Consider the following 26266-nt stretch of genomic DNA (forward strand, 5'->3'; position numbering starts at 1 on the left):
AGGACCAGAAGCCGAGTAACCATGCCAACTGGAGGCCGGTTGGCAGTGCGGACTTCAGTCAGGGTTACGACCCGATCTCGCCGGTGTATCCGGGCAAGACGGGTACGCAGTACACGGTGCAGGAGGGCGACACCTTGCAGGGCATCGCGCAGGCGGTGTGGGGGGATGGTGCGCTGTGGTTCCTGATTGCGGATGCGAACGGGCTTGGCAGCAGTGAGGCGTTGGTGGCGGGGACGGTGTTGAGCCTGCCGAACAAGGTGACCAACGTGCACAACACCAGCGGGACGTTCCGTCCGTACAGTCCTGGTGAGGCGATGGGGGACACCAGTCCCACCTTGCCTGCGGCGCCTGCCCCACCGGGGCTGGGCGGCTGTGGCGGGCTGGGGGCGATCATCGTCATTGTCATCGTGGTGGTCGCTACCGTCATGACCGCAGGGGCATTGGCACCAGTAAGCGCCAGTATTGCAGCTGGTACAGGCGGCGTTGCTGCTGGTACCTTTGCGACTGGGGTTGCTGTGCTGGGAGGAACGGCTGGCTTAACTGCTGGGGTCGGTCTCAGTATCGGGCTGGCTGCCGGTGCCATTGGCTCGATTGCAGGACAAGTCGCCGGCATGGCCATGGGTGTGCAGGACAAGTTCAGCTGGAGCGCCGTAGCAACAAGCGCCATTGGTTCAGGCTTGGGGGCAAGCGGTGCACTAGGTGGAGTCCTTGGGAAAGTACCAGGCGGGGCGTATGGTCGAGCGATTAGTGGCAATGTAATCAACCAGGGTATTGGGATGATCACTGGCGCGCAAAAGGGCTTCAGCTGGGCAGGTGTTGCCGCAGCAGCCATTGCTGCCCCCATCACCGACAAGATCAGTCAGGGCATTAAAGGCGCTGACTTTGCACAGACCAATCAACTCAATGCAGGTATCGCAGGCGCAGCAGCAGGCGTTGCGACCGGCACGATCAATGAGTTCACCCGTATCGTCATCGAAGGCGGCAAGGTGAGCTGGATGAATGTGGCTGCCGAAGGTATCCGGGAAGGGATCTACAGCTATGGAGGAAAGCTTGGAGAAGGTGATCCCAATAGAGCCACCGCGCGTATCAATCAATTCAAAGGACCAGATGGGGAGCCTCTCTGGAAGAACGAAGATCAGCGTGCGGCATTGATAGATTTGCTTAACCAAGACCCAGCAATGACGCCTGAAAAGTTTGCGCATGACCAAAAGATGGCCATGCTGGCGGATGCAGCTTATCTCAATGATGTGAAAAATCCGCAACTGGGTTTCCGCGACACAGCCCCAGAGCATGTCGTCCGTGTAACTAACTTTGGAGAGGGAGACTTGGCAGGCTTCACTCAAAGTGATTTCGAAAACGATGAAATCGGGTTCAGTGCCAGTCTGTTCCGGGACACGCGCGATGGCAACTACACACTTAGCTATCGAGGTACTGATGACAGTCCTGACTGGCGGAATGGCAACGTACAAGCGCTTAGTCCAAGTGCACCTCAGTACAAACAGGCAATCAATTTGGCGCAGAGGCTGCAGGCTGCGCTCGGTGACCGGTTCACAGATATTACAGGCCATTCATTAGGAGGTGGTGCAGGCGCTGCTGCCTCAATGTTAACTGGCATTCGAGCGACTACCTTCAATGCAGCAGGTCTTAATCCAGAGACCGTCACCAGCCGCGGAGGAACGTGGGATCCAGCCTTAGCCAAAAGCCTGATCACAAACTATCGTGTGAATGACGAGGTACTAACCAGTATGCAAGAACGTGGTTCCATCGGTTCTTTACCACTGTCTTTATTAACGCCAATCATTGGTCCACCTGCAGTCGTCCTAAACGGGCTTGCTGCTGCTTTGCCTGATGCCGCTGGCCGTCAGATTACGATTAACGCTTTTGATCAAAATAACCGGAGCATGTCGTGGTTGGGGCGAAATAATTTATTCAAAATGCAACCCATAGCCCTGCACGGTATGGATTACATCATGCGTGGTATGCTGATAAATAAGGTGAAGGGCTCTCAATGATACGAACCAGTACAGCAGCATTAGCGACATTACTCATGATTGGATGCACGGGATTGGTGAATGGTATGTCCGCGGAAGAACTCATCTTTGAAAAATCGCCCTATGTTGAAGCCGCTAAAGCGGCTAGGCAAGATGACGTAGCTGCGCTTGAAAAACTCATCAAGCAAGGTATCAATGTCAACCATGAAGGCAAGGAGACCAGAACCCCTTGGGGAAGAGACACTGTAACGCTATTGTTATGGGCTACTCTGTCCGAGAGCGAAAGGGGGACTGAAGTGCTGCTCAAGGCTGGTGCTGATCCGAACAAGGCCACGCGCCACGGAATGGTACCGTTGATCGCTGCGTCGGGCTCGAAAAGCGATTCTCTCTTTGAGTTACTTCTAATAAGTTACAAAGCAGACCCAAACAGAATTCTCCGAAATGGTCCCTCTAATACAGCACTGACAGTGGCGTTAGAAGAAAGAAATAACTTGGGAGAAAAGCGATTCGATCGTGCTGAGACCCTGATCAAATACGGTGCAGATGTTAACTTGGACATGGATAGAGGAGCGACCGCAGCTATTGTCTTCAGCATTTTGGGAGACTGGCGTGCCGTATTCTGGCTACTGGAACATGGCGCCAATGTCGAGGTGCGGGACAGTGTGCGTGGCACGATGATGTGTTATCTACGAAACAGCTATCGAGCCAATACACTAGCCCCTTCTGAAGCCTACAGCTACCGTGAAAAAGTTCGAGATTGGTTGCTTGCGCACGGTGTAATGCGTTCTCGCCTTGATCCTGCGCTGCACCCAAGTGCAAAGTGTGACGATTAAAGCGCCCTGCTTTTTCATCGCAGTAAACGTAGGGCAGTCTCGCTTTAGCAGTCTGCCGTAGATGCGATAGCTGCCCAGACTATCTAACGCCGCTAGCGTTACAATGCGTTTGGTGAGATCGCTCAAGAGATTGACGGCCGCGACAATGTGACGGACTTTGCGTATACGCACTATGCCAATGGCTATGTGCAGTCCATCCACGACAAGGCACTCGGCATGTACACCTACTATGCCTACGATGCCAACGGCAACAAGACGGTGGAAGGCTACATCAGCCTAACCAATCCCCTTGACCTCACCTTTGGTGCGACGGATCTCTACCAATACAGCACCATCCGTTACGACAGCCATAACCGCATCGTCGATATCCTCGATCCCAAGATCAACATCCACTACGAATACGATGCGGTGGGCAACCGCCGCATGGTGAAGAGCGTGTACCACGAGGTGGGGACCGGTACCCGGCGCACGCAGGAGTACTGGTACCGCTATGACAACATGGACCGCTTCACGGTCACCATGGGGCAGCTGGGCACGCTGGAGAACGGCATCTTCACGCCTTCTGGCCGGGCGACTTCGGCAGCCGATACCGATGTCTTTATCAACAAAGGGGTTCCCGGTGGGGATGGGCTCGCCATCAGCTACAACTTCGCAGGTGAGCGTGTGCAGGTGGTCAATGCGAGTAACGGCAGCCGGGAGCACTACACCTACACCGCCGATGGCTACCTCGAAGAGGTCAGGATCGACGGCAACCTGCGTGCACTTCGTGTCAACGATGCGCTGGGCCGGGTCACCACCTACCACGAATACACGCCGGATGGCACCACGGTCAACTACACCAAGTCCACGGTGTATCACAAGGATGGCCGCCTGTTCAGTGAGAGCGGCACGGATGGCAACACCCTCTATGAGTATTACCTCGCCAAGGGCGAAACCGACCCGAGTGGGAACCTGTTTGCGCAGAGCGGCAAAGGCGCCTTGGCACACATCTACAACGACGCGAACGGCGATCAGAACGGTGGCACGCTCACCAACACCTATTATGCGTATGCGTATTGGGACGAGGCCAAGGTCAATGCCATACAGACCGAGGCCTACAACCAATCGATCGGCAAGAACCACACCAAATGGAAGCCCGGCTACAGCGACATCAACTTTGATGTCAACGGGCACATCAAGAACGCGATCGACCGGGTGGGCAACCGTACCATCCAGTATGTGAGCGATGCACAGGGCATGATCCTGCTGCGGGACGAGATCACCGGCACCATCACCCCACCCAACTATCGCCATCACCCTGCCAACTACAACCCAGGCACGGCCGCCAACAAGGTGGCCCGCTACTACTACGTGGACGGTCAGCGTGTGGGGGACATCAGCAATACCGGGGACAGCCGGGTGGACTACCTGCAGTCCTTGAAGGACCGCAAGGACAAGAAGAGCGGCAACTACGCGGACTGGACACCGATCGCGAGTGCGGACTTTGATCAGCGCTACACCCCCATTGGGGCGAACACCCCGGGCAATGTGGCGGGAAGTTATACGGTCAGGAGCGGGGACACCCTGCAGAGCATCGCGCTCAGTGTGTGGGGTGACAGTGCGATGTGGTTCTACATTGCGGATGCGAACGGGCTGACGGACACCGATGTGCTGGTTGCGGGGACGGTGTTGACCCTGCCCAACAAGATCACCAACGTGCACAACAACAGCGGGACGTTCCGTCCGTACAGTCCGGGTGAGGCGATCGGGGACACCAGTCCGACCCTGCCTGCGGCGCCTACCACGATGCCATGGGCTATTTATTCAAGGGTCTTAGGAAGCAATACACCTGTTGAGGTGTGATAACTTCCTAATATGGTTGATAAAAATAGGTACTACCGCTGTTCTAAGATTGGCGAAGCTAAATTCAGGCAACTTGTCAGGTGTTTTGCCCTGGATTTCACGGCGACCAGTAGCGCAGAATTGACTGGGATTTCGGTCAGGTCGGTAAACAGTATTTACCTGAAGATTCGGGCACGTATTGCTGATTCTTGCGAACTGGAATCGCCGCTGCAAGGCGCGGTAGAAGTCGATGAATCGTACTTCGGTGCGCATCGTGTTCGTGGCAGGCGCGGTCGTGGGCCTTATGGCAAGACCATTGTATTTGGACTCTTGAAGCGTCAAGGCAAGGTCTACACCGAAATCATGCCGGACTGCTCCAAAGCCACGCTGCAGGGCATTATCCGCGGCCATGTGGAACCCAGTACCGTGATTCACTCCGATGGCTGGCGCGGCTATGACGGTTTGGTGGGCATTGGTTTTGATAAGCACTTTAGGGTGCATCATGGTGGGAATGAGTTTGCGAACGGTGAGCGACATATCAATGGCATTGAGTCTTTCTGGAGCTATGCAAAGCGCCGTCTGGCCAAGTTTAACGGCGTCGCCAAACATACGTTTTACTTGCACCTGAAAGAAACTGAATTTCGATTCAACCATCGTCGTGATAATCTTTACCTTGAGATACTCAAACTTTTAAGAAAAACCCCGCTTTAGCTTCCTAAGACCCAAAATAATTAATAGGGTTGGAGTGATCTTACCCACGTTTGGTGGACACCTTAACAAGTGGTGCTATGGTTTTCACGATTGACAGACAGTCGACTTGGTTTCTCAGCAGATTCTAGATAGCCACTATCGGGAGATTTAGATGCACAGCCTTTCATTCATCGCCGCATTAACATTCCACCTTGCAGTTTCATCGACGGCCTACGCTCAGGCGCCCGCTGCCGTTCAAGTCGAATTCGTCCAGCCAGAGCAGTTTACCGATGCGGGGGATAGTTTTAATCAGGTAAGGCCGGGCACCTTGAAGTTATTGAGTAATTATCTGGTTAAACAAGCACAGAGCAAGCTGCCAGCCGGTCAGCGCCTCAACATCGCCATCACCGATATCGACCTTGCTGGCAATTTTGAGCCATGGAACTGGCAAGCCCGCGATGTGCGTATCGTGCGTGATATCTATCCGCCGCGCATCGCGCTGCGCTACACCTTGCAGGATGCGGATGGTACGGTGCTGCGTGAGGGTGAGCGTGTGTTACGCAATGCTGCGTTCCAGATGACGGTACTGGGGAGTTCCAGTGACCTGGTGCGTTACGAGAAGGCGCTGCTTGCTGACTGGTTAGCCTCGGAGTTTCCGTTAACACAGTGAACGTCAGTGAGCACTGAGCGCAATTAAAACAAACGCAACACGCAGCAGCAAACAAGCCAGGCCAAGCGCACATTGTGTAAGCTTCTGTTACATAAGGTTACCTTGCCGAAACATCCTGGAAATCATTTGTTTACAACTGACCCCCATACTGTGCTCTGACTAAGTCCACATGATTTAGATCATCTCCTCCATTTGCTAGGCAACCCCCGGGTTGCCTATCTTTTTTTGTGCGTCCGATGTTCAAACGCCCACATGTATCCAGCCGCCTGATCTGCATAATCCGCAGGCAATCCGGTCAACTAGGCTAAAATACGTGTCTCCCAATCCGGCATGCCAGCACGGCACTCGCACACGACCAGCACATGAACGTTTTTTACGAAGAAGATGGCAGTTTCAAGGTGGCCTCGGTAATGACCGAGAACCCCGGTTCGCTGCAGGTGGAATCCATCAGCGGCAAGCGCTCCAAGATCAAGACCAACAATGTGCTGCTGCGTTTTGAAGGCGCATTGTCCGGCTTTATGGAGGGCGCGCAGGCCGAAGCGGAGTCACTGGAAACTGATTTTCTGTGGGAATGTTGCGGCGAAGACGAATTCGCATTCGATGCGCTGGCCAAGGAATATTACGGTCAGGTGCCCAGCCCCACACAGGCAGCGGCGGTGGCTATTCGTTTGCACGGCGCGCCTGTGTATTTCTATCGCAAGGGCAAAGGGCATTACAAGGCGGCACCTGCTGACACGCTGAAAGCCGCCCTGGCGGCGCTGGAAAAGAAGCGCCTGCAAGCCGAGATGCTGGCGCAGTGGGTGGAACAATTAAAGGCTGGCACGCTGCCCGAACCCATGGCTGGCAAGCTGGATATGCTGCTGTACGAGCCGGACAAGAACACCTTGGAATGGAAGGCGCTGGAGCAGGCCGCGGGCGAACTCAATCTGCCTGTCGTGCAGGTGCTGTCGCAGTGCGGTGCCATTCCGTCCCCGCACGATTACCATCTGGGTGCGTTCCTGCGTGAATATTTCCCCAAGGGCAGCATGTTCCCGGCCTTTGAACCGGTTATTGCGCCAGATGATCTGCCGCGTGCCGATGTGGAAGCGTTCAGTATCGACGATGCCACCACCACCGAGATCGACGATGCGTTCTCGGTGACCTGGCTGGCAGATGGCGAGGTGCGTGTGGGCATCCATATCGCGGCGCCGTCGCTGGGCATACTGCCGCATAGCCCGCTGGATGGTGTGGTCATGCAGCGTTTGTCCACCGTGTACATGCCCGGTCACAAGATCACCATGCTGCCTGAGCAGGCCATCACGCCGTTCAGCCTGAACGAAGGCGACTGGCATCCGGCTTTGTCTTTGTACCTGCATGTGGCGGCTGACCTCAGCATCGTTTCCCACCATACCTGTGTGGAGTTGGTGCACATGACGGCCAACCTGCGTCACGACACGCTGGAGCCGTACTTCAACGAGACCACGCTGGAAAGTGACAGCGGTCACCCGTACTGGCCCAGGCTGCAATGCTTGTTCAGGTTGGCGGAAGCGCTGGAAAAAGGCCGCGGCAAAGATGACCCGACCCGTCCGCCGCAGAGCGATTACAACTTCTATGTGCAAGACGGCAAGGTGCGCATCGTCAACCGTCTGCGCGGTTCGCCCATGGACAAACTGGTGGCTGAGCTGATGATCGCCGCCAACAGCCACTGGGGTGGTCTGCTGGCTGAATATGGCTTGCCTGGCATCTACCGTGCCCAGAACGGCGGCAAGGTGTACATGACCGTGAAAGCCGAGCCGCATCAGGGCCTGGGGGTGCCGCAATATGCCTGGTGCACCTCGCCGCTGCGCCGTGCGGTGGACCTGGTCAACCAGCGTCAGATCATCGCGGCAGTGCAGGGCAGCGAGCCGGTCTATCCGCAAGATGCTGATGCGCTGACCGACATCATGCGTCAGTTCGACCTGACCTATAACGCGTATAACGAATTCCAGACGCGCATGGAGCGCTACTGGTGCCTGCAATACCTGATCCAGGAAGGCATAGAGGACGTCACCGCCACGGTGTGGCGCGAGAACCTGGTGCGTCTGGAAGCCTTGCCTTATATGACCAAGGTGTTCAGCCTGCCCGAGCTGGCACCTGGCACCCGGGTTCGCCTGGCCGTGAAGCGCGTCAACCCTTTGCTGATGGAGCTGGATTGCAAGTTCATAACAGTGGAAGCGCCGGCCGATCCCCTGGCTGCTGAAGCTGTCGTGGAGACGGAGGCCGCAGAAGCCCAGGTACCGGCGACCGCAGCCCCAGCTACGCCGCCAGCGGAGCAAGCCTGATGTTCAGCATGGGACGACGCATCCACCGCGATCTGCGCAATAAAACTGCCGATAACGACAGTGTGGATGTCAGCGAGCTGAACGGCATCCGTTCCCTGCACCTGGGCACGGACACCATCCAGAGTTCCATGCGCGTGAAAGCGCCCTACGACTTGGAGCTTACCTACACGCGCGGCATGATGATGTTTCTGCCCTTTGTGGACGAGGTGCGCGATGTGCTGTTGATCGGGCTTGGTGGCGGCTCCATCGCCAAGTTCATCTACCACTACCTGCCCGCCATGCGCACCACGGCGGTGGAGATCAACCCGCGTGTCATCGCCACGGCACGCAGTCATTTCTATCTGCCGGACGACGATGCGCGTCTGCGCGTGATCGAAGGTGACGGCATCGCGCATGTGATGAACAACCCGAACAGTTGCGATGTGCTGATGCTGGACGCCTTCGGCAGTGATGGCATCGCTGAAGCCATGTGTTCCCAGGGCTTTTTCGATCATTGTGCAGCAGCGTTGACACGCAACGGCGTGTGCATGGTCAACCTGTGGGGTTCAGACCCCAATTTCGAGCTATACCGTCAGCGCATCGCGCTGAGTTTCGAAGGCCGTGCACTGGTGCTGCCGACCGGCCGCCCCGGCAACATCGTGGTGATGGGCTTCCGTCAGCTGCCCGCCGAGCTGCGCTGGACCAGCCTGCGCGACCGTGCGCGTACCTTGCAGGTGCTGTACAAGATCGAGTTTGTCGACTTTATTGAAAAGCTGCGCGATCACAATCCGGGCACTGCCCACCGATTACAACTTGGAGTTGAGCCATGAGCGCCAGCCTGTCATTTTTTGCTACCTGTCCGCGTGGACTGGAAGCCTTGCTCAAGGATGAGCTCACCGCACTGGGTGCCACACAGCTGGATGCCACCGACGGTGGCGTCGGTTTCGCTGGCGATCTGGCGCTATGTTATCGCGCCAATCTGCACAGCCGCCTGGCTACCCGCATCCTGTGGCGTGTGGGCAAGGGCAAGTACCTGAACGAAGAAGACATCTACAAAGCGGCATTCGCACTGAACTGGCCTGGCTGGTTCGCGGTGGGTAAAAACTTCATGGTCAAGGTGACGGCCACCAAATCGCCAGTCAAGAGCCTGGAATTCGTCACCCTGCGCATCAAGGACGCCGTGTGTGACCGTTTCCGCGAAGCAGTCGGCAGCCGCCCGTATATCGATACCAAGACGCCGGATGTGCGCGTGCATGCTTACCTGACCGACAGCGCTTACGAGTTGTTTGTGGATACCTCGGGCGCTGCGCTGTACCAGCGCGGCCTGCGTCGCAACAGCATCGAAGCACCGCTGCGCGAGAACCTCGCGGCTGGTATCCTCAAACTGTCTGGCTGGCAGCCCGGCACGCCCTTGCTGGACCCGATGACAGGCAGCGGCACTTTCCTGCTGGAAGCCGCCATGATGGCGCTGAATATCGCACCCGGCAGCAAGCGCAAGTTCGGCTTCGAGAACCTTAAGAACTTCGATGCCACGCTCTGGCAGAAGCTGCAGCAGCAGGCCCTGCAACAGGCGCAGCCGGTCAGCTTCCAGAAGCTGTATGGCAATGATATGGACTTGCGTGCGGTGCGCATCGCGCGTCAGAATCTGCAACAAGCTGGCCTGCTGGACGCGGTACAGCTCACCAATGTCGATTTCACTGTGCTGGTGCCGCCCACCGATCACGGTGTGCTGGTGGCCAACCCGCCGTACGGCGTACGCATCGGTGAAGATGAGGAACTGGCGGCTTTGTATCCCAAGATGGGCGAGGCGCTGAAGCGCCGGTTTGCCGGCTGGAACACCTATTTCCTCACCAACGACATGCGCATGCCCAAGCTGATGCGTCTGGCGCCATCCAAACGCACGCCCATGTTCAACGGTGCGCTGGAATGCCGCCTGTTCGAGATCAAGATGGTGGCCGGTTCCAACCGCAAAGAGGCCAAGGAATGAAGATAGATCAGCAAACCACGGATAGCCTGAGTGCATTGCGCGCCCGCATCAATGCCTTTGTGGCCGAACGCGACTGGGAGCAGTTCCACACCCCCAAGAACCTGGCCATGGCCATGATCGTGGAAGCGGCCGAGCTGGTGGAGCATTTTCAGTGGGATACGGCAGAGGAAAGCCAGCGACTCAGCGCCGACAAGCGCGAACAGGTCGGGCATGAACTGGCGGATACGTTTGTTTATCTGCTGCGCATCGCCGAAGTCTGCGGCATCGACCTGATTGCGGCAGCAAATGCCAAGATCGAGCTCAACGCGCTGAAATATCCGGCGGAAAAAGCCAAAGGCAGTAACGCCAAATACACCAGCTACATACAGGATGATGATTGAACCGCGCGCTTGAGCGCAGGCGCACAGGGATCAACACCGCAAATAAAAACGCCAGCATCACGCTGGCGTTTTGAATTACACACGCCTATTTGGCAGTGACAATGTCTTTACGATATTTCTGCAAACCTGCCATCAACTCATTGATTTCCTTGGTTGGTACGTTGAACGTATAGAACGTATGCAAGCATTCATTCATGATGATATCGAACTCCCGGTCTGTGATTGCCAGATGCGGATGTGAGTTTTTCATTGATTTTCCGCGCCCGAACTGGTCCGGCTGGTAAATCTTGGGCCCGCCGGTCTCCTGAACCACCCAGTTTGTCAGCATTACCTTGAAGCCAGCCTTACTGGCTTTATTGGCGTGGACGGCAGCCAGCTTGGGATTGGCGTTCAAGCCCTGATTCTCATAAATCTTGTCGACAAGATGGTCCACAGTGGATGCAATTGGGTAAGTACCACCCAAGCGCTCATACAACGATGCTTCTTCTGCGGACGTATGCAAACTTCCCAACATCATGATTGTACTGATTAGCAACAAGCTGCTGAGCTTTGCTGCCCGTTTTTGTTGAATCTCCATGCTTTCATCTCCTCTGATCATTGATTTATATGTTGTACCTGACCTTGTTGAAGCAGCTGCTTTGCTTTTTATTTTGCGACTTTACAAGCAGCCCTATAATTATTATCAAATAAATAATTTGTGCGCAATATAAATATTAAAAATAGCGGCCAGTATGTACTGCAATGAAATGTTATGTAGTGCCAAGCAACAGGTGAGTGCTGCTGAAAGAAATAACCTTGAGCGCACATGCTCACCAGGCAAGCCGCCAGCGCATATAAAAAAACGCCAGCATGCTGCTGGCGTTTTTTGTTCCCAGCTTGGGCTGGGCATTCAGAGCTGACAATTACTTCAGCACAGCCAGAGCCGCTTCGTAGTTTGGTTCGTCAGCGATCTCGCTCACCAGTTGGCTATGCAGTACCTTATTATCGGCACCCAGCACCACAACGGCACGAGCCAGCAGACCAGCCAGGCTGCTGTCCTTGATCAGCACGCCGTAGCTTTCGCCAAAAGCAGCGGTGTTGCGGAAGCTGGACAGGTTGACCACGTTCTCGATGCCTTCTGCGGCGCAAAAACGGCCCTGCGCGAAGGGCAGGTCAGCCGAGATGTTGACGACCACCGTGTTGTCCAGTGAGGCAGCGCTCTTGTTGAAGGCGCGTACCGACATCGCGCAGGTCGGGGTGTCGATGCTAGGGAAGATGTTCAGTACTTTGCGCTTGCCAGCGAAGCTGGCCAAGTTGGTGTCGGCGCGGGATTTATCGGCCAGGGTGAAGTCCGGGGCGCTTTGGCCAGATTGCGGCAGATTGCCGGCAAGATTAACGGGATTGCCTTTGAGCGTAACGGTCGCCATGGTGTTTTCCTTGTGTCGGGTTGGACGAATAGGTGTCTCGCGCGGCGCACGGACACGGATTGCTGACTGATTATCCCACGCCAGTGTTAATTTTCAACCTTGGCCGTAAAGCGGTCATGGCAAAAAACGCCGTTCATGAGCGCGGTCACCACGCAAATTACGGGTAAAATTCAGCCCATGCAACAACCGAAATTCATCCATCTGCGCTGCCACAGCGAGTATTCCATCGCCGACGGCACGGTGCGTATCGACGATTATGTGGCGGCCGCACGGCGCGACCACATGCCCGCACTGGCATTGACCGACCTCGCCAACCTGTTCGGTGCCGTCAAGTTCTACAAGGCCGCCCGTGGCAAAGGCATCAAGCCTTTGCTGGGCTGCGATGTCTGGCTGCAGAACGACAGCAACCGTGACCAGCCATACCGTCTGCTGCTGCTGTGCCAGAATCACGCAGGTTATTTGCGCTTGTGTGAGCTGCTCACCCAGGCTTATCTGCATAACCAGCACCGTGGCCGCGCCGAGATCAAGCGCGAATGGCTGGCTGACAACACCAATGGCCTGATCATGTTGTCGGGCGGCTTGCTGGGCGATATCGGTCAGGCGCTGTTGCAGGGCAACACGGCACTGGCCAGCAGCTGCGCCAGCGAGTGGGCCGCCATGTTCCCGCAGCGTTTCTACCTGGAGTTGCAGCGCGTCAACCAGCCGCAGCAGGACGCAATGGTCAACCAGACCTTGCATATCGCCACAGCGCTGGGCTTGCCCGTGGTGGCTACCCAGCCCATCCAGTTCATGGAAGCGGATGATTACAAGGCCCACGAAGCGCGTGTCTGCATCGCCGAGGGTTATGTGCTGGCAGACCGCAGACGTCCGCAGCATTTCACGCCTGTGCAGCACTTCAAGACCCAGGACGAGATGGCCGCGCTGTTCGCCGATATCCCGGAGGCGCTGGCCAACAGCGTGGAGATCGCCAAACGCTGTAATCTGAGCCTGACGCTGGGCAAGAGTTATCTGCCGCAATTTCCCACCCCGAACGGTGAAAGCCTGGAGCAATACCTGCGTGAGCAGGCAGAGCAGGGCCTGGCCGAGCGGCTGGAGCTGCTTTATCCGGACGTCACGGTACGCGAGGTGCGTGCGCCTGACTATGCCAAACGGCTGGCCTTCGAAGTGGACATCATCATCCAGATGGGCTTCCCCGGTTATTTCCTGATCGTGGCGGACTTCATCAACTGGGCCAAGCATAACGGCGTGCCCGTGGGGCCGGGCCGGGGTTCCGGTGCGGGTTCCGTGGTGGCCTGGAGCCTGGGCATCACCGACCTCGATCCCTTGCAATATGCCTTGCTGTTCGAGCGCTTCCTGAACCCGGAACGGGTTTCCATGCCCGACTTCGATATCGACTTTTGCATGGACGGCCGCGACCGCGTGATTGATTACGTCAAGCAGAAGTATGGCCGCGACTCGGTATCGCAGATCGCCACCTTCGGTACCATGGCCGCCAAGGCGGTGATCCGGGATGTGGGCCGGGTGCTGGATCTGCCGTTCAATTTTGTCGATGGCATCGCCAAGCTCATTCCCAATGAGTTGGGCATCACCCTCAAGGACGCGCTGGAAAAAGAGCCGCAACTCAAGGAAAGGCGCGAGCAGGAAGAAGAAGTCAACGAGCTGCTGGAGTTGGCGCTGCGTCTGGAAGGGCTGACGCGTAACGTGGGCATGCACGCGGGTGGGGTGCTGATCGCGCCCGGCCGTATCTCGGATTTTTCGCCTATCTACTGCCAGGCCAGTGGCGAAAGCGTGGTGAGTCAGTACGACAAGGACGACGTGGAAGCGGTGGGTCTGGTCAAGTTCGACTTTCTGGGCCTGCGTACGCTGACCATCCTTGACCTGGCCATGCTCAATGTCAACAAGCAGCGTGCGCAGCTGGGCCAGCCGCCACTCGATTTTGCCACCTTGCCGCTACGTGACAAACCGACTTTCGATCTGCTCAAAACTTCCAATACCACGGCCGTGTTCCAGCTGGAATCACGTGGCATGAAGGACATGCTGAAACAGGCCAAGCCGGACTGTTTCGAGGACATCATCGCGCTGGTGGCGCTATACCGTCCTGGCCCCATGGACCTGATCCCGGATTTTTGCCGCCGCAAGCACGGTCTGCAGCGCGTGGAGTACCCGCACCCGGCCACCGAATCCATCCTCAAGGAGACCTACGGCATCGCGGTCTACCAGGAACAGGTGATGCAGATCGCCCAGGTGGTCGCAGGCTACAGTCTGGGAGGCGCGGATCTGCTACGCCGCGCGATGGGTAAGAAAAAGCCGGAAGAGATGGTCGCCCAGCGCGCCATCTTCAACGAAGGTGCGCAGAAGAATGGCCTGACGGAGAAGCAGGCCAACGAGCTGTTCGATTTGCTGGAAAAGTTCGCTGGTTACGGTTTCAACAAGTCGCACGCAGCAGCCTATGCACTGGTGGCTTACCACACGGCTTACCTCAAGGCGCATTACCCGGCCGCGTTCCTGGCCGCCACCATGTCGGCGGACATGAACAACACCGACAGCGTGCACATCTTCTTTGATGACTGTGCCCCCAACAAGGTGGAGGTGCTGGCGCCGGACATCAACCGCAGCGGTTTCCGTTTCGAGCCGGTCAGTGCCACGCAGGTGCTGTACGGACTGGGTGCTGTCAAGGGCACAGGCTGGGCCGCTATCGAGGTGATCCTGGCGGCGCGTGAACAGGACGGGCCGTTCAAGGACCTGTTCGATTTCTGCCAGCGTCTGGATCTGCGCAAGGTGAACCGCCGTGTGATCGAATCGCTGATCCGTGCGGGCGCCTTCGACCAGCTGGAACCCAACCGGGCAGCCTTGCTGGCTGGCGTGGGGCTGGCGATCAGCGCGGCAGAGCAGAGCGGCGCGGCATCGGGCCAGAACAGCCTGTTCGGCGCCATCAGCGACAGCGTGGCGCATGTGCTGCCCGCCATGCCGGCCTGGAGCGATCAGGAACGTCTGCAACAGGAAAAAGCAGCGTTGGGCTTCTATTTTAGCGGCCATCCATTCCAGGCCTGGCAGCCGCAGGTGCAAGCCTTTGTGCGCAATGACCTGGCCAGCCTGAGCCCGCAGGAGCAGCCTCAGCTGATGGCGGGCGTAGTGATGGGTGTACGTATCCGCATGACGGCGCGGGGCAAGATGGCCATCGTCACGCTGGACGATGCTGTGACGCGCATCGAGATCGTGGTGGGCAATGAGCTGCTGAACCAGAGCGCGCATCTGCTCAAGGAAGACCAGTTGCTGGTGGTGGAGGGCCGTGTCAGCCATGATGATTTTTCCGGTGGTCTGCGCGTCAATGCGCGCCGTTTGTATGACCTGGCCGCTGCGCGCAGTGCGCACGCCAGCATGCTGAAGATCTCCTGTAACGGTCAGGCCGATGCCTACAAGCTGCGCGAGTTGTTGCAACCTTATTGCCGCAAGACCAGTGAAGAGCGTGGCGGCTGCATGGTGAAGGTGGAATACCAGAACCAGGCGGCACGCGTGGAGGTGATGCTGGGCGAGCAATGGCGCGTCGAATTGCATGACGAATTACTGAGCGGACTTAAACGCTGGTTGTCGGATGACAACGTCAAAATCCTCTATAATTAAACTAACGTGTTGCCAACCAAAGGTTGTTTATGAAAACCAGTTTCCTCGATTTTGAGCAGCCGATCGCCGAGCTTGAAGCCAAGATCGAACAGCTGCGCTATGTGCAGGATGATTCCGCGCTGGACATCTCGGAAGAGATCAACAAGCTGCAACAAAAGAACCAGAACCTGACCAAGGACATCTACGCCAAGCTGAATGCCTGGCAGATCTCCCAGGTGGCGCGTCACCCGCAGCGCCCGTATACCCTGGACTATATTCAGGGCCTGTTCACCGATTTTGAAGAACTGCACGGTGACCGTGCCTATTCGGACGACCCGGCCATCGTTGGCGGTATCGCCCGTTTTGAAGGTCAGTCGGTGATGGTCATCGGTCACCAGAAGGGCCGCGACGTCAAGGAACGCCAGTACCGCAACTTCGGCATGCCACGCCCGGAGGGCTACCGCAAGGCGCTGCGCCTGTACCGTCTGGCCGAGAAATTCAATCTGCCCATCATCACACTGATCGACACGCCGGGCGCTTATCCCGGCATCGGTGCCGAAGAGCGTGGTCAATCCGAAGCCATCGCCCGCAATCTGTATGTGATGGCCGAGCTCAAGACCCCCATCATCGGTGTGATCATCGGCGAGGGTGGCTCCGGTGGTGCGCTGGCGCTGGGTGTGGTGGATCATCTGATGATGCTGCAATACGCGACCTATTCGGTGATCTCGCCGGAAGGCTGTGCCTCCATCCTGTGGAAGAGCGCCGACAAAGCTTCCGAAGCAGCAGAAACATTGGCCATCACCTCCACGCGTCTCAAGACGCTGGGCCTGGTGGACCGCATCGTGACCGAGCCCATGGGCGGTGCGCACCGCGACCCGGAAGTGATGATGCAGAGCCTGCGCCGCGCCCTCGCGGACGAGCTGCACCGTCTGCGTGTCAAAACCATCCCCAACTTGCTGCAAGCGCGTCTGGAGCGTCTGATGAGCTACGGCAAGTACAAAGAAGGCAGCGCGAGATAAGCGCCCGCCGTTTTGTCCGCGACTGCATCGCCTGACCAGATCGTGTCCCAGCTCAGCGGGCTGGCTCTAGTCGAGCCTGTTGAGCTGCAAGACAGTGCCCAGCACAGCGCCGACCTTGCTAACCTTAATCAGCACGCGCCACATCACCAGCTGCGTGATGCCGTGCAGAAAAACCAGTCCACACAGTCCACAGCAAGCCAGACAGCGGCCTTGCAGCAGCAGGTCCTGAGCTTCCTGACTCCGTATCTGCACCCGCAGCCTGTGCTCACGCTGGCCTTCAGCGGCGGTCTGGATTCCCGTGTGTTGCTCCATCTTCTGCATCAGCTGCGTGCTGACCAGTCCTTCCAGCTGCAAGCCGTGCACATTCACCATGGCCTCAATCCCGATGCGGATGCCTGGGCGGCGTTTTGTGCCGCTGAATGCGAACGTCTGCAAGTGCCCTTGCAAATAAAACATGTGCAGGTGCCACGTGACAGCGGGCTGGGTGTCGAAGCCGCTGCCCGCGCTGCGCGCTATGCAGCATTGGCAGAGGCGGGTGGTGATTATCTGCTGCTGGCCCAGCATGAGGACGATCAGGCCGAAACCGTATTGCTGCAGTTGCTGCGCGGTGCGGGTTTGCGTGGCCTGGCTGGCATGGCGGCGGCGGATGTGCAGCGCCGCTTGTTGCGACCCTTGCTGAATTGCTCACGTGCCAGCCTGCTGGCTTGTGCGCGTGAACAGGCGCTGGACTGGGTGGAAGACGGCAGCAATGCCGACCCGCATTACGACCGCAATGACTGGCGGTTGCGTCTGTTGCCGGCCATCCGCGAACGTTACCCGGCTGCCAACACCACCCTGGCGCGTGCCGCCAGGCATCTGGCCGAGGCCGCTGAGCTGCTGGACGAGCTGGCAATGCTGGATGCAGGCGAGCACGCCCAGGCGGCGACCTTGCCGGTGGCGCGACTGACATTGCTATCGGAGGCGCGTGCCCGTAATCTGCTGCGCAGCTGGCTGGCATGGCATGGCGTACAGCCGCCCAGCAGCGTGCGGGTGCAGCAGATGCTGCATCAACTGCTGCATGCCAGGGCTGATGCCGCGATCAAGATCGTGTTGCATGGCCTGGACACTGAAGCCTGGTTGCGCCGCTATCACGGCATGATCTATATCGAGACCAACAACCCCTGGCAGGACAGACCGTTACGCTGGCATGGCGAGGAGGAACTGGCCTTGCCGGACGGCGGCGCTTTGCAGTTTTTGCGGCGCACGGGGGAAGGGCTGAGTCTGCAGTTGCTGCAGGACAAGATATTGGCTATCCGTTTCCGTCAGGGGGGCGAACGCTTCAAGCCAGTGGCGACGCGCCCGACACGCACACTGAAGTATCTGCTGCAGCAGATCGAACTGCCGCCCTGGCAGCGTCAGCGCCTACCCCTGCTGTATGCGGAAGATAGTCTGGTGGTGGTGCCTGGCGTCGGTGTGGCCTGGGATTGGCAAGCCCAGCCCGGCGAGCCGGGTGTGGTGGTGCGCTGGCGTTGCGCGCGTTGATAGTTGACTGGTTTTAAGCGCTGCGTTGCGCGTCTGCTTGCGTAGCTGAGGTTCAAGCACCGGCCAGATGCGGTCAAGGATCAGGCCTTGTGCCTGTGCGTTCGGATGTATGCCATCTGCCTGATTGAGCGCGCGATCACCTGCGATACCCTCCAGCATGAACGGCACCAGCGGCAGGCCGAACTCCATGGCCAGTTTGCTGTAAGACTGCATGAAATCCAGACTGTAGCGTATGCCGTAATTAGGCGGGATGCGCATGCCGACCAGCACCACCGTCGCACCGGCTTGCTGGCTGCTGCGTATCATGCTGCGCAGATTGTCTTCCATGTCTTTCATAGGCAGGCCGCGCAGGCCATCATTGGCGCCCAGTTCCAGGATGACCGTAGAGGGCTGATGGGTTTTCAGTGCAGCGGGCAGGCGTGTAAGGCCGCCACGTGTGGTTTCGCCGCTGACACTGGCGTTTACTACTTGATGGGCGAATCCCTGCTGTTTGATGCGTTGCTGCAGCAGGGCGACCCAGCCTTGCTCTACCGGCATGCGGTAAGCGGCGGACAAGCTGTCACCAAACACCAGCACGGTTTGTGCATGGGCACTGGCACCAAATCCGAATATGGCAGTCAATAAAACCAGAACCATACTAGATAGCGATAACGCGGCGCACTGATGCAGGCGCTTGAACCTGTTTTTGAACTGGAACCTCATGCACAAACCTCCGGCTGTTGAAGCCCTTGAACTTGATAAACATATTAGCAGCAGCACCGCTACCCTCACCATCCTCAACGGCTTGCAGCTCCGCGTAGAACAAGGCGAGCGGCTTGCCATCATTGGTCGTTCCGGCTCTGGAAAATCCACGTTGCTGGCGCTGCTCGCCGGGTTGGACTTGCCCAGTACCGGTAAAGTGCGCATCCTGGGTGAAGATATCGTGGAGCTGGATGAAGATGGTCGCGCCGCAGTACGTGGGCGCAGCATGGGCTTTGTGTTCCAGTCGTTCCAGCTGCTGCCCTCCCTGACAGCCCTGGAGAACGTGATGTTGCCCTTGCAGCTGACCGGTCGCCGTGATGCCGCTGCGCTGGCGCAGGCAGCACTGGCGCAAGTGGGCTTGTCCGCCAGGCTCAGTCACTACCCGCGGCAGCTGTCTGGCGGTGAACAGCAGCGCGTGGCGATCGCGCGTGCCTTCGCACCACAACCGCAGATCCTGTTCGCCGACGAGCCTACCGGCAACCTTGATGCCAGCACTGGCCAGCACATTATTGATCTGTTGTTCCAACTCAACGAGGCGGCGGGTACCACCCTGATCCTGGTCACCCACGACATGGCGCTGGCCAGTCGCTGCGAGCGCATATTGACGCTGCAGGACGGTCAGTTGCAGCAAGTGCCACAAACGCCTGCCCGGAGCGGGCGCTGATGCTGGCGCTGAATCTTGCCTGGCGTCAGCTGCGCAGTCTGTGGGCCTCTGGCGAGGTGCGTGTGCTGTTCCTGGCCCTGGTGCTGGCGGTGGCGGCCACCACCACAGTCGGCCTGTTCACCGACCGTGTCGCCTCCGCACTGGTGCGTGAGGGCGGTTTGCTATTGGGCGGTGATATGGTGGTGCAGGCCGATCACCCCTTGCCTGCACAATTCGTTGAGGCGGCCGAGCAGCAGCGCTTGCACACTGCGCAGACGATGGAATTCCCCAGCATGGTGAGCGATGGCGAGCAGAGCCAGCTTGCCGAGATCAAGGCGGTGAGTGACAGCTTTCCTTTGCGGGGCGAGCTCACCATTGCGGCAGCGCCTGCGACTAGCGGCATCGCAGCCCGCAGTGTGCCGCAACCCGGCAGTGTCTGGCTGGAGCCGCGTCTGGCTGGCCTGCTGGCACTGGCGGTTGGCGATCATGTACAACTGGGTGAATCGAAGTTGCGGGTGGCCGCTTTGTTACAACAGGAGCCGTCGCGTGGCGGTGACATGTTCAGCTATGCGCCCAGGCTGATGATGAACCTGGCGGATGTAGAAGCGACCGGGCTGGTGCAGTACGGCAGCCGTGTACGCTATCAGCTGTTGCTGGCCGCAGGGTCGGGCCCGCTGGCGGATTACAAAGCCTGGGCTGAAGCACGGCTAGGTGACGGCGAAAAACTCATGGATGTGAGCACGGCGCGGCCGGAGATGCGCAGTGCACTGGATAAATCCAGCCAGTTCCTGGGCTTGGCCGCCATGGTGGCGGTATTGCTGGCCATGGTGGCCATGTACCTGGCCAGTTTGCCTTATGTGCAGAACAGCTTTGACAGCTATGCCATGATGCGCTGCCTGGGGGCGAGTCGGGCGCTGATGCTGAAGGTGTTGTTGTATCAGGCGTTGTTGCTCGCTGCGTTAGGCGCCCTGCTGGGGGCAGCGATCGGCTATGTTGCGCAGTCCGGCTTGTCCATGCTGGCGGGCCGACTGTTCGCGGAAGCCTTGCCTGCGGCTGCCTGGACGCCATTGCTGCTGGGCTGTCTGGCCGGATTGCTGATCCTGCTGGCCGTGCTGTGGCCGCAATTGCTGCGCCTGGCACAGGTGCCGGCACTGCGCATCCTGCGTCGTGACCTTGAACATAGCCCCAGCGAGGGTAAGCGCTGGTTGCAGCGCCTTTCCTTGCTGCCGGCCTTGCTGGTGATGGCGCTGCTATTGCTGTGGCAATCCGGTGACTGGAAATTGGGCGGCGCCATGCTGGTGGCTTTATGCGGCTTGCTGGCGGTGACCACGGGGCTGGCACGGCTGGGGAGCAGCATGTTGCAGCGACTGCCGGGCTCGCATAGTGGCTGGCGACTGGGCCTGGCCGGTTTGCGCCGACGTCCCTGGCTGGCTGCGGCACAGGTCAGCGCACTTAGCCTGGGTCTGATGGCCTTGCTGCTGCTGGCACTGATACGTAGCGATCTGCTTAATAACTGGCAGCAATCGCTACCCGCTGATGCACCCAACCGCTTCATGATCAACATCCAGCCTGACCAGCTTGATGCCATCCAGCAGCGCCTGCACCAGGCCGGGCTGCAAGACACCCAGCTGTTCCCCATGGTGCGTGGCCGCTTGACGGCGGTGAACGGCGAACCTGTGCTGGTAGACAATTACACCGACGACAGGGCACGCCGACTGGCCGAGCGCGAGTTCAATTTGTCCTGGGCGGCCGATATGCAGGCCGATAACCAGTTGTTGCAAGGGCGCTGGTGGACCGCGTCGCAGCACGGTCAGCCGCTGGTGTCACTGGAGCAGGACCTGGCGACGGCGCTGGGATTGAAAGTGGGTGACAGGTTGCGCTATGACATCGCTGGCAGTCCGCTGGAACTGACGGTTTCCAGCATACGCAAGGTGGAATGGGACAGCATGCGTGCCAACTTCTTCGCCGTGACGCCGCCAGGCGTGCTGGATGGCTTCGATGCCAGCTATATCAGCAGTTTCCATTTGCCCATAGGCAATGACACGCTGATCAATTCCCTGGTCAAGGCCATGCCTAACCTGACCGTACTGGATATCGCTGCCATCATGCAGCAAGTGCGAGGCGTGATGGCGCGCATGACACACGCAGTGGAGTATGTGTTTGCCTTCAGTCTGCTGGCGGGTATCGCGGTGCTGTATGCCGCGCTGGCTGCCACCCGTGCCGAGCGCACACGCGAGATGACCTTGCTGCGCGTGCTGGGCGCGCGTTCGCGCCAGTTGTATCAGGCGGTGTTCACCGAGTTCGCTGTGATCGGCCTGCTGGCAGCGCTGGTCGCCGTGCTGGTCGCCAATCTGCTCGCTTATTACGTGAGTGTGCAAGTACTGGGTATCGTCTATGCGTTCAATCTGCGCTTCAGTTTGTTGCTGCTGATGCTGGCTGCGTTGCTGGTGCCGACGGCGGCCTGGTTCGGTGTGCGCAGTGACTTGCAACAGCCACCACGGCACTTGCTGCAGAGCGTGTAAAGCGGGATCCAGTCAGGGTTTGGTTGCCAAAGATGGTTGCTGGTGGCTGTAAACAGCCAATATTATGGTTGTATACAGCCAATTAACGCTGTTAGACTGGTGCATAACCATGCTTAGTCACTGATTGTTAAGCAAACAATCAGGCAGGCCCCCGATGGCATGGAACTTGATAGATAAAACGCTGAATCTATCAATCAAATAATCTGGGGAGATTATGATGTACCGCAATACAAGGTTTCAGCGTAAATTGATTCTGATGTTGGTGGCTAGCACCCTGAGTGCGCAGGCCTGGGCCGAAGAGGCTGCCGACACCAAGAATAAGTCCACAGTCAAAACGGATAAGGTGGAAGTGATCAGCACCACACCACTGCCAGGCATAGGCATCGACATCGACAAGGTCCCTGCCAACGTGCAAGTGGTGAAGGGCGAAGAGCTGGAACGCCAGCAAAGCCTCACCATCGCTGACTACATGATGCAGAACATGGTGGGTGTGAACATCAACGACACCCAGAACAACCCGTTCCAGCCGGATGTGAATTTCCGTGGCTTCTCCGCATCGCCATTGCTAGGCACGCCGCAAGGCCTGTCGGTGTTCATGGACGGTGTGCGTATCAACGAACCATTCGGTGATGTAGTGAGCTGGGACCTGATCCCCATGAACGCACTGGCGGGCATGCAACTGGTGCCAGGTTCCAACCCGCTGTTCGGCCTGAATACCTTGGGCGGTGCCATCTCCATGCAAACCAAGCGCGGTGCCACTCACCGCGGTGGTGCGATCGAGTTCTCCGGCGGTTCCTGGGGGCGCCGTCATAGTCAGTTCGAATATGGTGGCAAGGAAGCCAACGGCCTCGATTACTTCATTTCCGGTAATTACTTTGATGAAGATGGCTGGCGTGATGGCTCACCTTCCGAAGTGAAGCAGCTGTTCGGTCAGCTGGGCTGGCAGAACGAGACCACGGATCTGAACCTGACCGTGGCGCTGGCAGACAACAACCTGATCGGTAACGGCCTGGTGCAACGCGAGTTCCTGCGTGCACAGGGCTACGACAGCATCAACACCAAGCCGGACCAGACCGAGAACAAGATGGGGTTCGTGACCCTGAACGGTAGTCATTGGTTGAGCGATACGGTGATGTGGAGCGGCAACGCCTACTACCGTAACGTACGTACCAACACGCTGAATGGTGACGGCAACGATGATATCGATACCGACGCCTTTGCCGGGCTGGGTTTTGCGGGCGATATCAATGATGTCAACCAGCGCAACGCCTTCATCATGAGTCAGTGCGTGGGCGGTGCAGATGAAGACACGGCTGAGGCGGTGTGTAGTGGCGCACTCAACCGCAGCAAATCCAGACGTACTGGTTATGGCACGACGGGTCAATTCACCTTCAATCAGGATGTGTTCGGCCGCAACAACCAGTTCGTGGTGGGCATGGGTTACGACCGCAGCCGTACCGATTTCGAGCAGAGCACCGAGTTCGGCTTGCTGAGCCCCAGCCGCGGTGTGAACGGCGTGAGTGTGTTCGGTGACGAGAACGTGGTGGATCTGCGTGGTGTGAACCGTACCTGGAGCATCTTCGCTACGGATACCTTCTCCATCAACGAACTGTTGCACCTGACCATGTCCGGTCGTTACAACTACACCAGCGTGCAGAACCGTGACCGTATCAACCCGATCCCGGATCCTGATCCAACCCAGAACGAATCGCTGACCGGCAATCACACCTTTGGTCGCTTCAATCCGTCCATCGGCCTGGCCATCACGCCAAACAAGACTACCTCCATCTATGCCAACTATAACGAAGGCAGCCGCGCGCCAACCTCGATCGAGCTGGGTTGCGCCAACCCGGATCAGCCTTGCAAGCTGCCTAATGCGCTGGCCGGTGACCCGCCATTGAGTCAGGTGGTGTCCAAGACCTTTGAAACCGGTGTGCGTGGTAAATTCAGCCCCGAGTTCGGCTATAGCGCCAGCCTGTACCGTACCCAGAACACCGACGACATCCAGTTCATCGCCTCCAACTCGTCTGGTGCTGGCTTCTTCGACAACGTAGGCAGAACCCGTCGCATGGGCCTGGACCTTGGCTTGAATGGTGATGTGGGCCGCTTCCGCTGGTTCGCCGGCTACAGCTACATCAAAGCCACCTACGAGAGCGAGTTCAATATCGTCAATGAAGTCAACACCTCCACCGAAGTGGTGGGTGTGGATGCAAATGGTGAGGATGTTGAAGCGATCCGGGTACGTCGTGGCGACAACATCCCTGGCATCCCGCGTCATCAGTTCAAGTTGCGCGCCCAGTGGCAGGCAACCCCGAACTGGACGATAGGCACCAACGTGCTGGCCTTCGCTGACCAGTTTGCGCGTGGTAATGAAAACAACCGTGATGATGGCCCGGGTGCCAAGATCGCAGGCTATACCGTCGTGAACCTTGATACGCGTTATCGTTTTGGCAACAGTGGCTGGCAGGCCTTTGCCCGCGTTAACAATATCTTTGATCGCGAATATTTCACTGGTGCTTTGCTGGGTGAGACCTTCTTCAATGCGGCCGGGCAATACCAGGGTGGTGAAGACGACCGCTCTTCGTTGGTGGCACCGGGTGCGCCGCGTGCAGCCTGGATCGGTGTGCGTTATGAGTTTGGTGGCAGGAACAGCAACACGGCTTCTGCCAGCAGTAAATAAACCAACAGGAGTTGACTGACTGATTATGCTCGCAGGTGATTTGATGGAAAACGGGTCCTCCACAACGACCCTGCGTAGCACTCAGGTCCTGCTGGTCGAGGACGAGACCCTGTTCGCGCGTGCGGTGGTCAAACGCTTGCAGAAAGCGGGTTGTGTGTGTGAGCACGCGGCGACCATCGCCGATGGTCGGGCGCTGGCCCGGCAGTTCATCCCCGATATCGTGTTGCTGGACATGCGTTTGCCGGATGGCAATGGTTTGGACCTGCTCAACGAATTCGTGGCCAGGAACATGCCCGTGATCGTGATGACGGCTTACGGCGAAGTCAATGATGCCGTCAATGCCATGAAAATGGGCGCCATCGATTACCTCAAGAAACCGGTCGATCTGGAAGAGTTGCTGCTGGTCATCGAGAAGGCGGCCAACTCCACCAAGCTCAAGCATCATGTGGATTTCGCCAAGCAGCGCAATGCCCATGCTGCCGAAGGTGTGGAGCTGATAGGCGACAGTCCGGCCATGCGCAGTGTGCGCATGCAGATCGAGCGTATCGCACAACTTGGCGCCATGGCGGATGCAACGCCGCCTACCGTGCTCATCAATGGCGAGACTGGCACCGGCAAGGATGTGGCGGCCCGTCTGCTGCACCTTTCCTGCAGTCGCAGTGACAAACCCTTCGTGCATGTGGATTGCGCATCACTGCCCGGCGAGCTGATCGAGAGCGAGCTGTTCGGGCATGAGAAGGGCGCGTTCACCAGTGCACAAGGGTCGCGCGCCGGTCTGATCGAGGCAGCCGAAGACGGCACTTTGTTCCTGGACGAGATCGGCGAATTGCCCTTGCCTTTGCAAGCCAAATTGCTCAATGTGCTGGAACGCCGTGTGGTGCGGCGTGTAGGTTCAACACGCGAGCGTCCGGTGGCCGCACGCTTCATTGCGGCAACCAACCGTGACCTGCATCAAATGGTGCAGGAAGGGCGTTTCCGTTCGGACCTGTATTACCGCCTGAATGTGTTGACCATGATGATGCCGCCCTTGCGTGAGCGCGCAGACGATATGTTGATCCTGGCGCAGCACTTCACTGCGCAGACCGAACGTCGTTATGGCTTGCCACGCCGCATCTTCACAGCCGATGCCATCGAAATGCTCAAACACTACCGTTGGCCTGGCAATGTGCGCGAACTGCGACACCAGATCAGCCGCGCGGTGCTGCTGTGTCGTGGCGATGCGCTCACCGCTGAAGATCTGGCGCTGGTGAACACGGCCAGTCACCATGCAGAAGCCAGCGCTCCGGCCGCGGTGGCCGACGTGACGCTGGACGCAGCGGAACGCATGCTGATCGAAGGTGCATTGCGTCAGGTAAACGGCAATGTCTCGGAGGCGGCGCGCAAGCTCGGCATCACGCGCATGGCGATGCGCTACCGCATGGAAAAGCACGGCATCAGCAGCTAAAGCCAGCGCCTCATCATGCTATCATCTGCGGCAATTCGC

19 protein-coding genes are annotated in these 26266 nt (G+C 58.1%); 16 read left to right on the plus strand and 3 right to left on the minus strand.

The window, feature by feature from the left end:
• From ED236_RS00005 to ED236_RS00045, 9 genes are all read left to right on the plus strand, one after another.
• A partial coding sequence (locus ED236_RS00005; protein WP_148042216.1) for a LysM peptidoglycan-binding domain-containing protein occupies positions 1 to 2012 on the plus strand: 2012 nt, incomplete at its 5' end.
• Between the two features lie 65 nt (positions 2013 to 2077).
• Positions 2078 to 2824 (plus strand): ankyrin repeat domain-containing protein, encoded by a 747-nt coding sequence (locus ED236_RS00010; protein ID WP_123235913.1) that lies wholly within the window; start codon positions 2078 to 2080, stop codon positions 2822 to 2824.
• 147 nt (positions 2825 to 2971) lie between these two features.
• The gene (locus tag ED236_RS00015) at positions 2972 to 4666 is read left to right on the plus strand and encodes a LysM peptidoglycan-binding domain-containing protein (RefSeq protein ID WP_123235914.1); all 1695 of its coding nucleotides are present in this window, start codon (positions 2972 to 2974) and stop codon (positions 4664 to 4666) included.
• Positions 4667 to 4678: 12 nt separating this feature from the next.
• Complete coding sequence (locus ED236_RS00020) at positions 4679 to 5356, plus strand: IS1595 family transposase (RefSeq protein ID WP_123235915.1); 678 nt, start codon at positions 4679 to 4681, stop codon at positions 5354 to 5356.
• Positions 5357 to 5507: 151 nt separating this feature from the next.
• Positions 5508 to 6005, plus strand: a complete 498-nt coding sequence (locus ED236_RS00025; protein WP_123235916.1) for a DUF3016 domain-containing protein — start codon at positions 5508 to 5510, stop codon at positions 6003 to 6005.
• Positions 6006 to 6367: 362 nt separating this feature from the next.
• Positions 6368 to 8305: a ribonuclease catalytic domain-containing protein gene (locus ED236_RS00030; RefSeq protein ID WP_123235917.1), complete on the plus strand. Its 1938-nt coding sequence runs from the start codon at positions 6368 to 6370 to the stop codon at positions 8303 to 8305.
• Positions 8305 to 9114 (plus strand): polyamine aminopropyltransferase, encoded by an 810-nt coding sequence (locus ED236_RS00035; RefSeq protein ID WP_123235918.1) that lies wholly within the window; start codon positions 8305 to 8307, stop codon positions 9112 to 9114. Before ED236_RS00030 ends, ED236_RS00035 begins: the two co-directional genes overlap by 1 nt.
• Positions 9111 to 10271, plus strand: coding sequence for a THUMP domain-containing class I SAM-dependent RNA methyltransferase (locus ED236_RS00040; RefSeq protein WP_123235919.1), 1161 nt, complete (start codon positions 9111 to 9113; stop codon positions 10269 to 10271). Before ED236_RS00035 ends, ED236_RS00040 begins: the two co-directional genes overlap by 4 nt.
• The gene (locus ED236_RS00045) at positions 10268 to 10651 is read left to right on the plus strand and encodes a nucleotide pyrophosphohydrolase (RefSeq protein ID WP_123235920.1); all 384 of its coding nucleotides are present in this window, start codon (positions 10268 to 10270) and stop codon (positions 10649 to 10651) included. Before ED236_RS00040 ends, ED236_RS00045 begins: the two co-directional genes overlap by 4 nt.
• An 85-nt stretch (positions 10652 to 10736) precedes the next feature.
• Here ED236_RS00045 and ED236_RS00050 read toward each other — a convergent pair whose 3' ends face one another.
• Positions 10737 to 11228 carry a group I truncated hemoglobin gene (locus tag ED236_RS00050; protein ID WP_123236540.1) on the minus strand — a complete coding sequence of 164 codons (492 nt, stop codon included), beginning with the start codon at positions 11226 to 11228 and terminating at the stop codon, positions 10737 to 10739.
• A gap of 325 nt (positions 11229 to 11553) precedes the next feature.
• Positions 11554 to 12057, minus strand: coding sequence for a thiol peroxidase (gene tpx / locus ED236_RS00055; RefSeq protein WP_123235921.1), 504 nt, complete (start codon positions 12055 to 12057; stop codon positions 11554 to 11556).
• A 177-nt stretch (positions 12058 to 12234) separates the two neighbouring features.
• On the opposite strand from tpx, the gene dnaE reads away from it, so the two are divergent.
• The 3 genes from dnaE to tilS are packed head-to-tail and all read left to right on the plus strand — an operon-like array spanning position 12235 to position 18197.
• Entirely contained in the window at positions 12235 to 15678 is a 3444-nt protein-coding gene (gene dnaE / locus ED236_RS00060; protein WP_123235922.1) for a DNA polymerase III subunit alpha, read from the plus strand.
• A gap of 29 nt (positions 15679 to 15707) precedes the next feature.
• Positions 15708 to 16676, plus strand: coding sequence for an acetyl-CoA carboxylase carboxyltransferase subunit alpha (locus ED236_RS00065; protein ID WP_123235923.1), 969 nt, complete (start codon positions 15708 to 15710; stop codon positions 16674 to 16676).
• 12 nt (positions 16677 to 16688) lie between these two features.
• The gene (tilS, locus tag ED236_RS00070; protein WP_240031967.1) at positions 16689 to 18197 is read left to right on the plus strand and encodes a tRNA lysidine(34) synthetase TilS; all 1509 of its coding nucleotides are present in this window, start codon (positions 16689 to 16691) and stop codon (positions 18195 to 18197) included.
• Here tilS and ED236_RS00075 read toward each other — a convergent pair.
• Positions 18078 to 18818, minus strand: coding sequence for an arylesterase (locus ED236_RS00075; RefSeq protein ID WP_275669172.1), 741 nt, complete (start codon positions 18816 to 18818; stop codon positions 18078 to 18080). The two genes, tilS and ED236_RS00075, sit on opposite strands and share 120 nt — an antisense overlap.
• Positions 18819 to 18897: 79 nt before the next feature.
• Between ED236_RS00075 and ED236_RS00080 the strand changes: the two genes are divergently transcribed.
• The 4 genes from ED236_RS00080 to ED236_RS00095 all read left to right on the plus strand — a co-directional run bounded on the left by ED236_RS00080 (position 18898) and on the right by ED236_RS00095 (position 26227).
• Positions 18898 to 19602 carry an ABC transporter ATP-binding protein gene (locus ED236_RS00080; protein ID WP_123235925.1) on the plus strand — a complete coding sequence of 235 codons (705 nt, stop codon included), beginning with the start codon at positions 18898 to 18900 and terminating at the stop codon, positions 19600 to 19602.
• Entirely contained in the window at positions 19602 to 22103 is a 2502-nt protein-coding gene (locus ED236_RS00085) for an ABC transporter permease (RefSeq protein WP_240031968.1), read from the plus strand. Before ED236_RS00080 ends, ED236_RS00085 begins: the two co-directional genes overlap by 1 nt.
• A gap of 256 nt (positions 22104 to 22359) precedes the next feature.
• On the plus strand, positions 22360 to 24783 hold the full coding sequence (locus ED236_RS00090) for a TonB-dependent receptor (RefSeq protein WP_240031969.1): 2424 nt from the start codon (positions 22360 to 22362) through the stop codon (positions 24781 to 24783).
• 43 nt (positions 24784 to 24826) lie between these two features.
• Positions 24827 to 26227: a sigma-54-dependent transcriptional regulator gene (locus ED236_RS00095; protein WP_123236542.1), complete on the plus strand. Its 1401-nt coding sequence runs from the start codon at positions 24827 to 24829 to the stop codon at positions 26225 to 26227.
• Positions 26228 to 26266 lie beyond the last annotated feature (39 nt).

This window comes from Pseudomethylobacillus aquaticus (assembly GCF_003730115.1).
GTDB lineage: Bacteria > Pseudomonadota > Gammaproteobacteria > Burkholderiales > Methylophilaceae > Pseudomethylobacillus > Pseudomethylobacillus aquaticus.

What these genes read in the sequence shown, in the direction of transcription:
- ED236_RS00010 (WP_123235913.1), top strand. Translation starts at nt 2,078, where the DNA reads ATGTCCGCGGAAGAACTCATCTTTGAAAAATCGCCCTATGTTGAAGCC.
- ED236_RS00020 (WP_123235915.1), top strand. Translation starts at nt 4,679, where the DNA reads ATGGTTGATAAAAATAGGTACTACCGCTGTTCTAAGATTGGCGAAGCT.
- ED236_RS00025 (WP_123235916.1), top strand. Translation starts at nt 5,508, where the DNA reads ATGCACAGCCTTTCATTCATCGCCGCATTAACATTCCACCTTGCAGTT.
- ED236_RS00030 (WP_123235917.1), top strand. Translation starts at nt 6,368, where the DNA reads ATGAACGTTTTTTACGAAGAAGATGGCAGTTTCAAGGTGGCCTCGGTA.
- ED236_RS00035 (WP_123235918.1), top strand. Translation starts at nt 8,305, where the DNA reads ATGTTCAGCATGGGACGACGCATCCACCGCGATCTGCGCAATAAAACT.
- ED236_RS00040 (WP_123235919.1), top strand. Translation starts at nt 9,111, where the DNA reads ATGAGCGCCAGCCTGTCATTTTTTGCTACCTGTCCGCGTGGACTGGAA.
- ED236_RS00045 (WP_123235920.1), top strand. Translation starts at nt 10,268, where the DNA reads ATGAAGATAGATCAGCAAACCACGGATAGCCTGAGTGCATTGCGCGCC.
- ED236_RS00050 (WP_123236540.1), bottom strand. Translation starts at nt 11,228, where the DNA reads ATGGAGATTCAACAAAAACGGGCAGCAAAGCTCAGCAGCTTGTTGCTA.
- tpx (WP_123235921.1), bottom strand. Translation starts at nt 12,057, where the DNA reads ATGGCGACCGTTACGCTCAAAGGCAATCCCGTTAATCTTGCCGGCAAT.
- dnaE (WP_123235922.1), top strand. Translation starts at nt 12,235, where the DNA reads ATGCAACAACCGAAATTCATCCATCTGCGCTGCCACAGCGAGTATTCC.
- ED236_RS00065 (WP_123235923.1), top strand. Translation starts at nt 15,708, where the DNA reads ATGAAAACCAGTTTCCTCGATTTTGAGCAGCCGATCGCCGAGCTTGAA.
- ED236_RS00080 (WP_123235925.1), top strand. Translation starts at nt 18,898, where the DNA reads ATGCACAAACCTCCGGCTGTTGAAGCCCTTGAACTTGATAAACATATT.
- ED236_RS00085 (WP_240031968.1), top strand. Translation starts at nt 19,602, where the DNA reads ATGCTGGCGCTGAATCTTGCCTGGCGTCAGCTGCGCAGTCTGTGGGCC.
- ED236_RS00090 (WP_240031969.1), top strand. Translation starts at nt 22,360, where the DNA reads ATGTTGGTGGCTAGCACCCTGAGTGCGCAGGCCTGGGCCGAAGAGGCT.
- ED236_RS00095 (WP_123236542.1), top strand. Translation starts at nt 24,827, where the DNA reads ATGGAAAACGGGTCCTCCACAACGACCCTGCGTAGCACTCAGGTCCTG.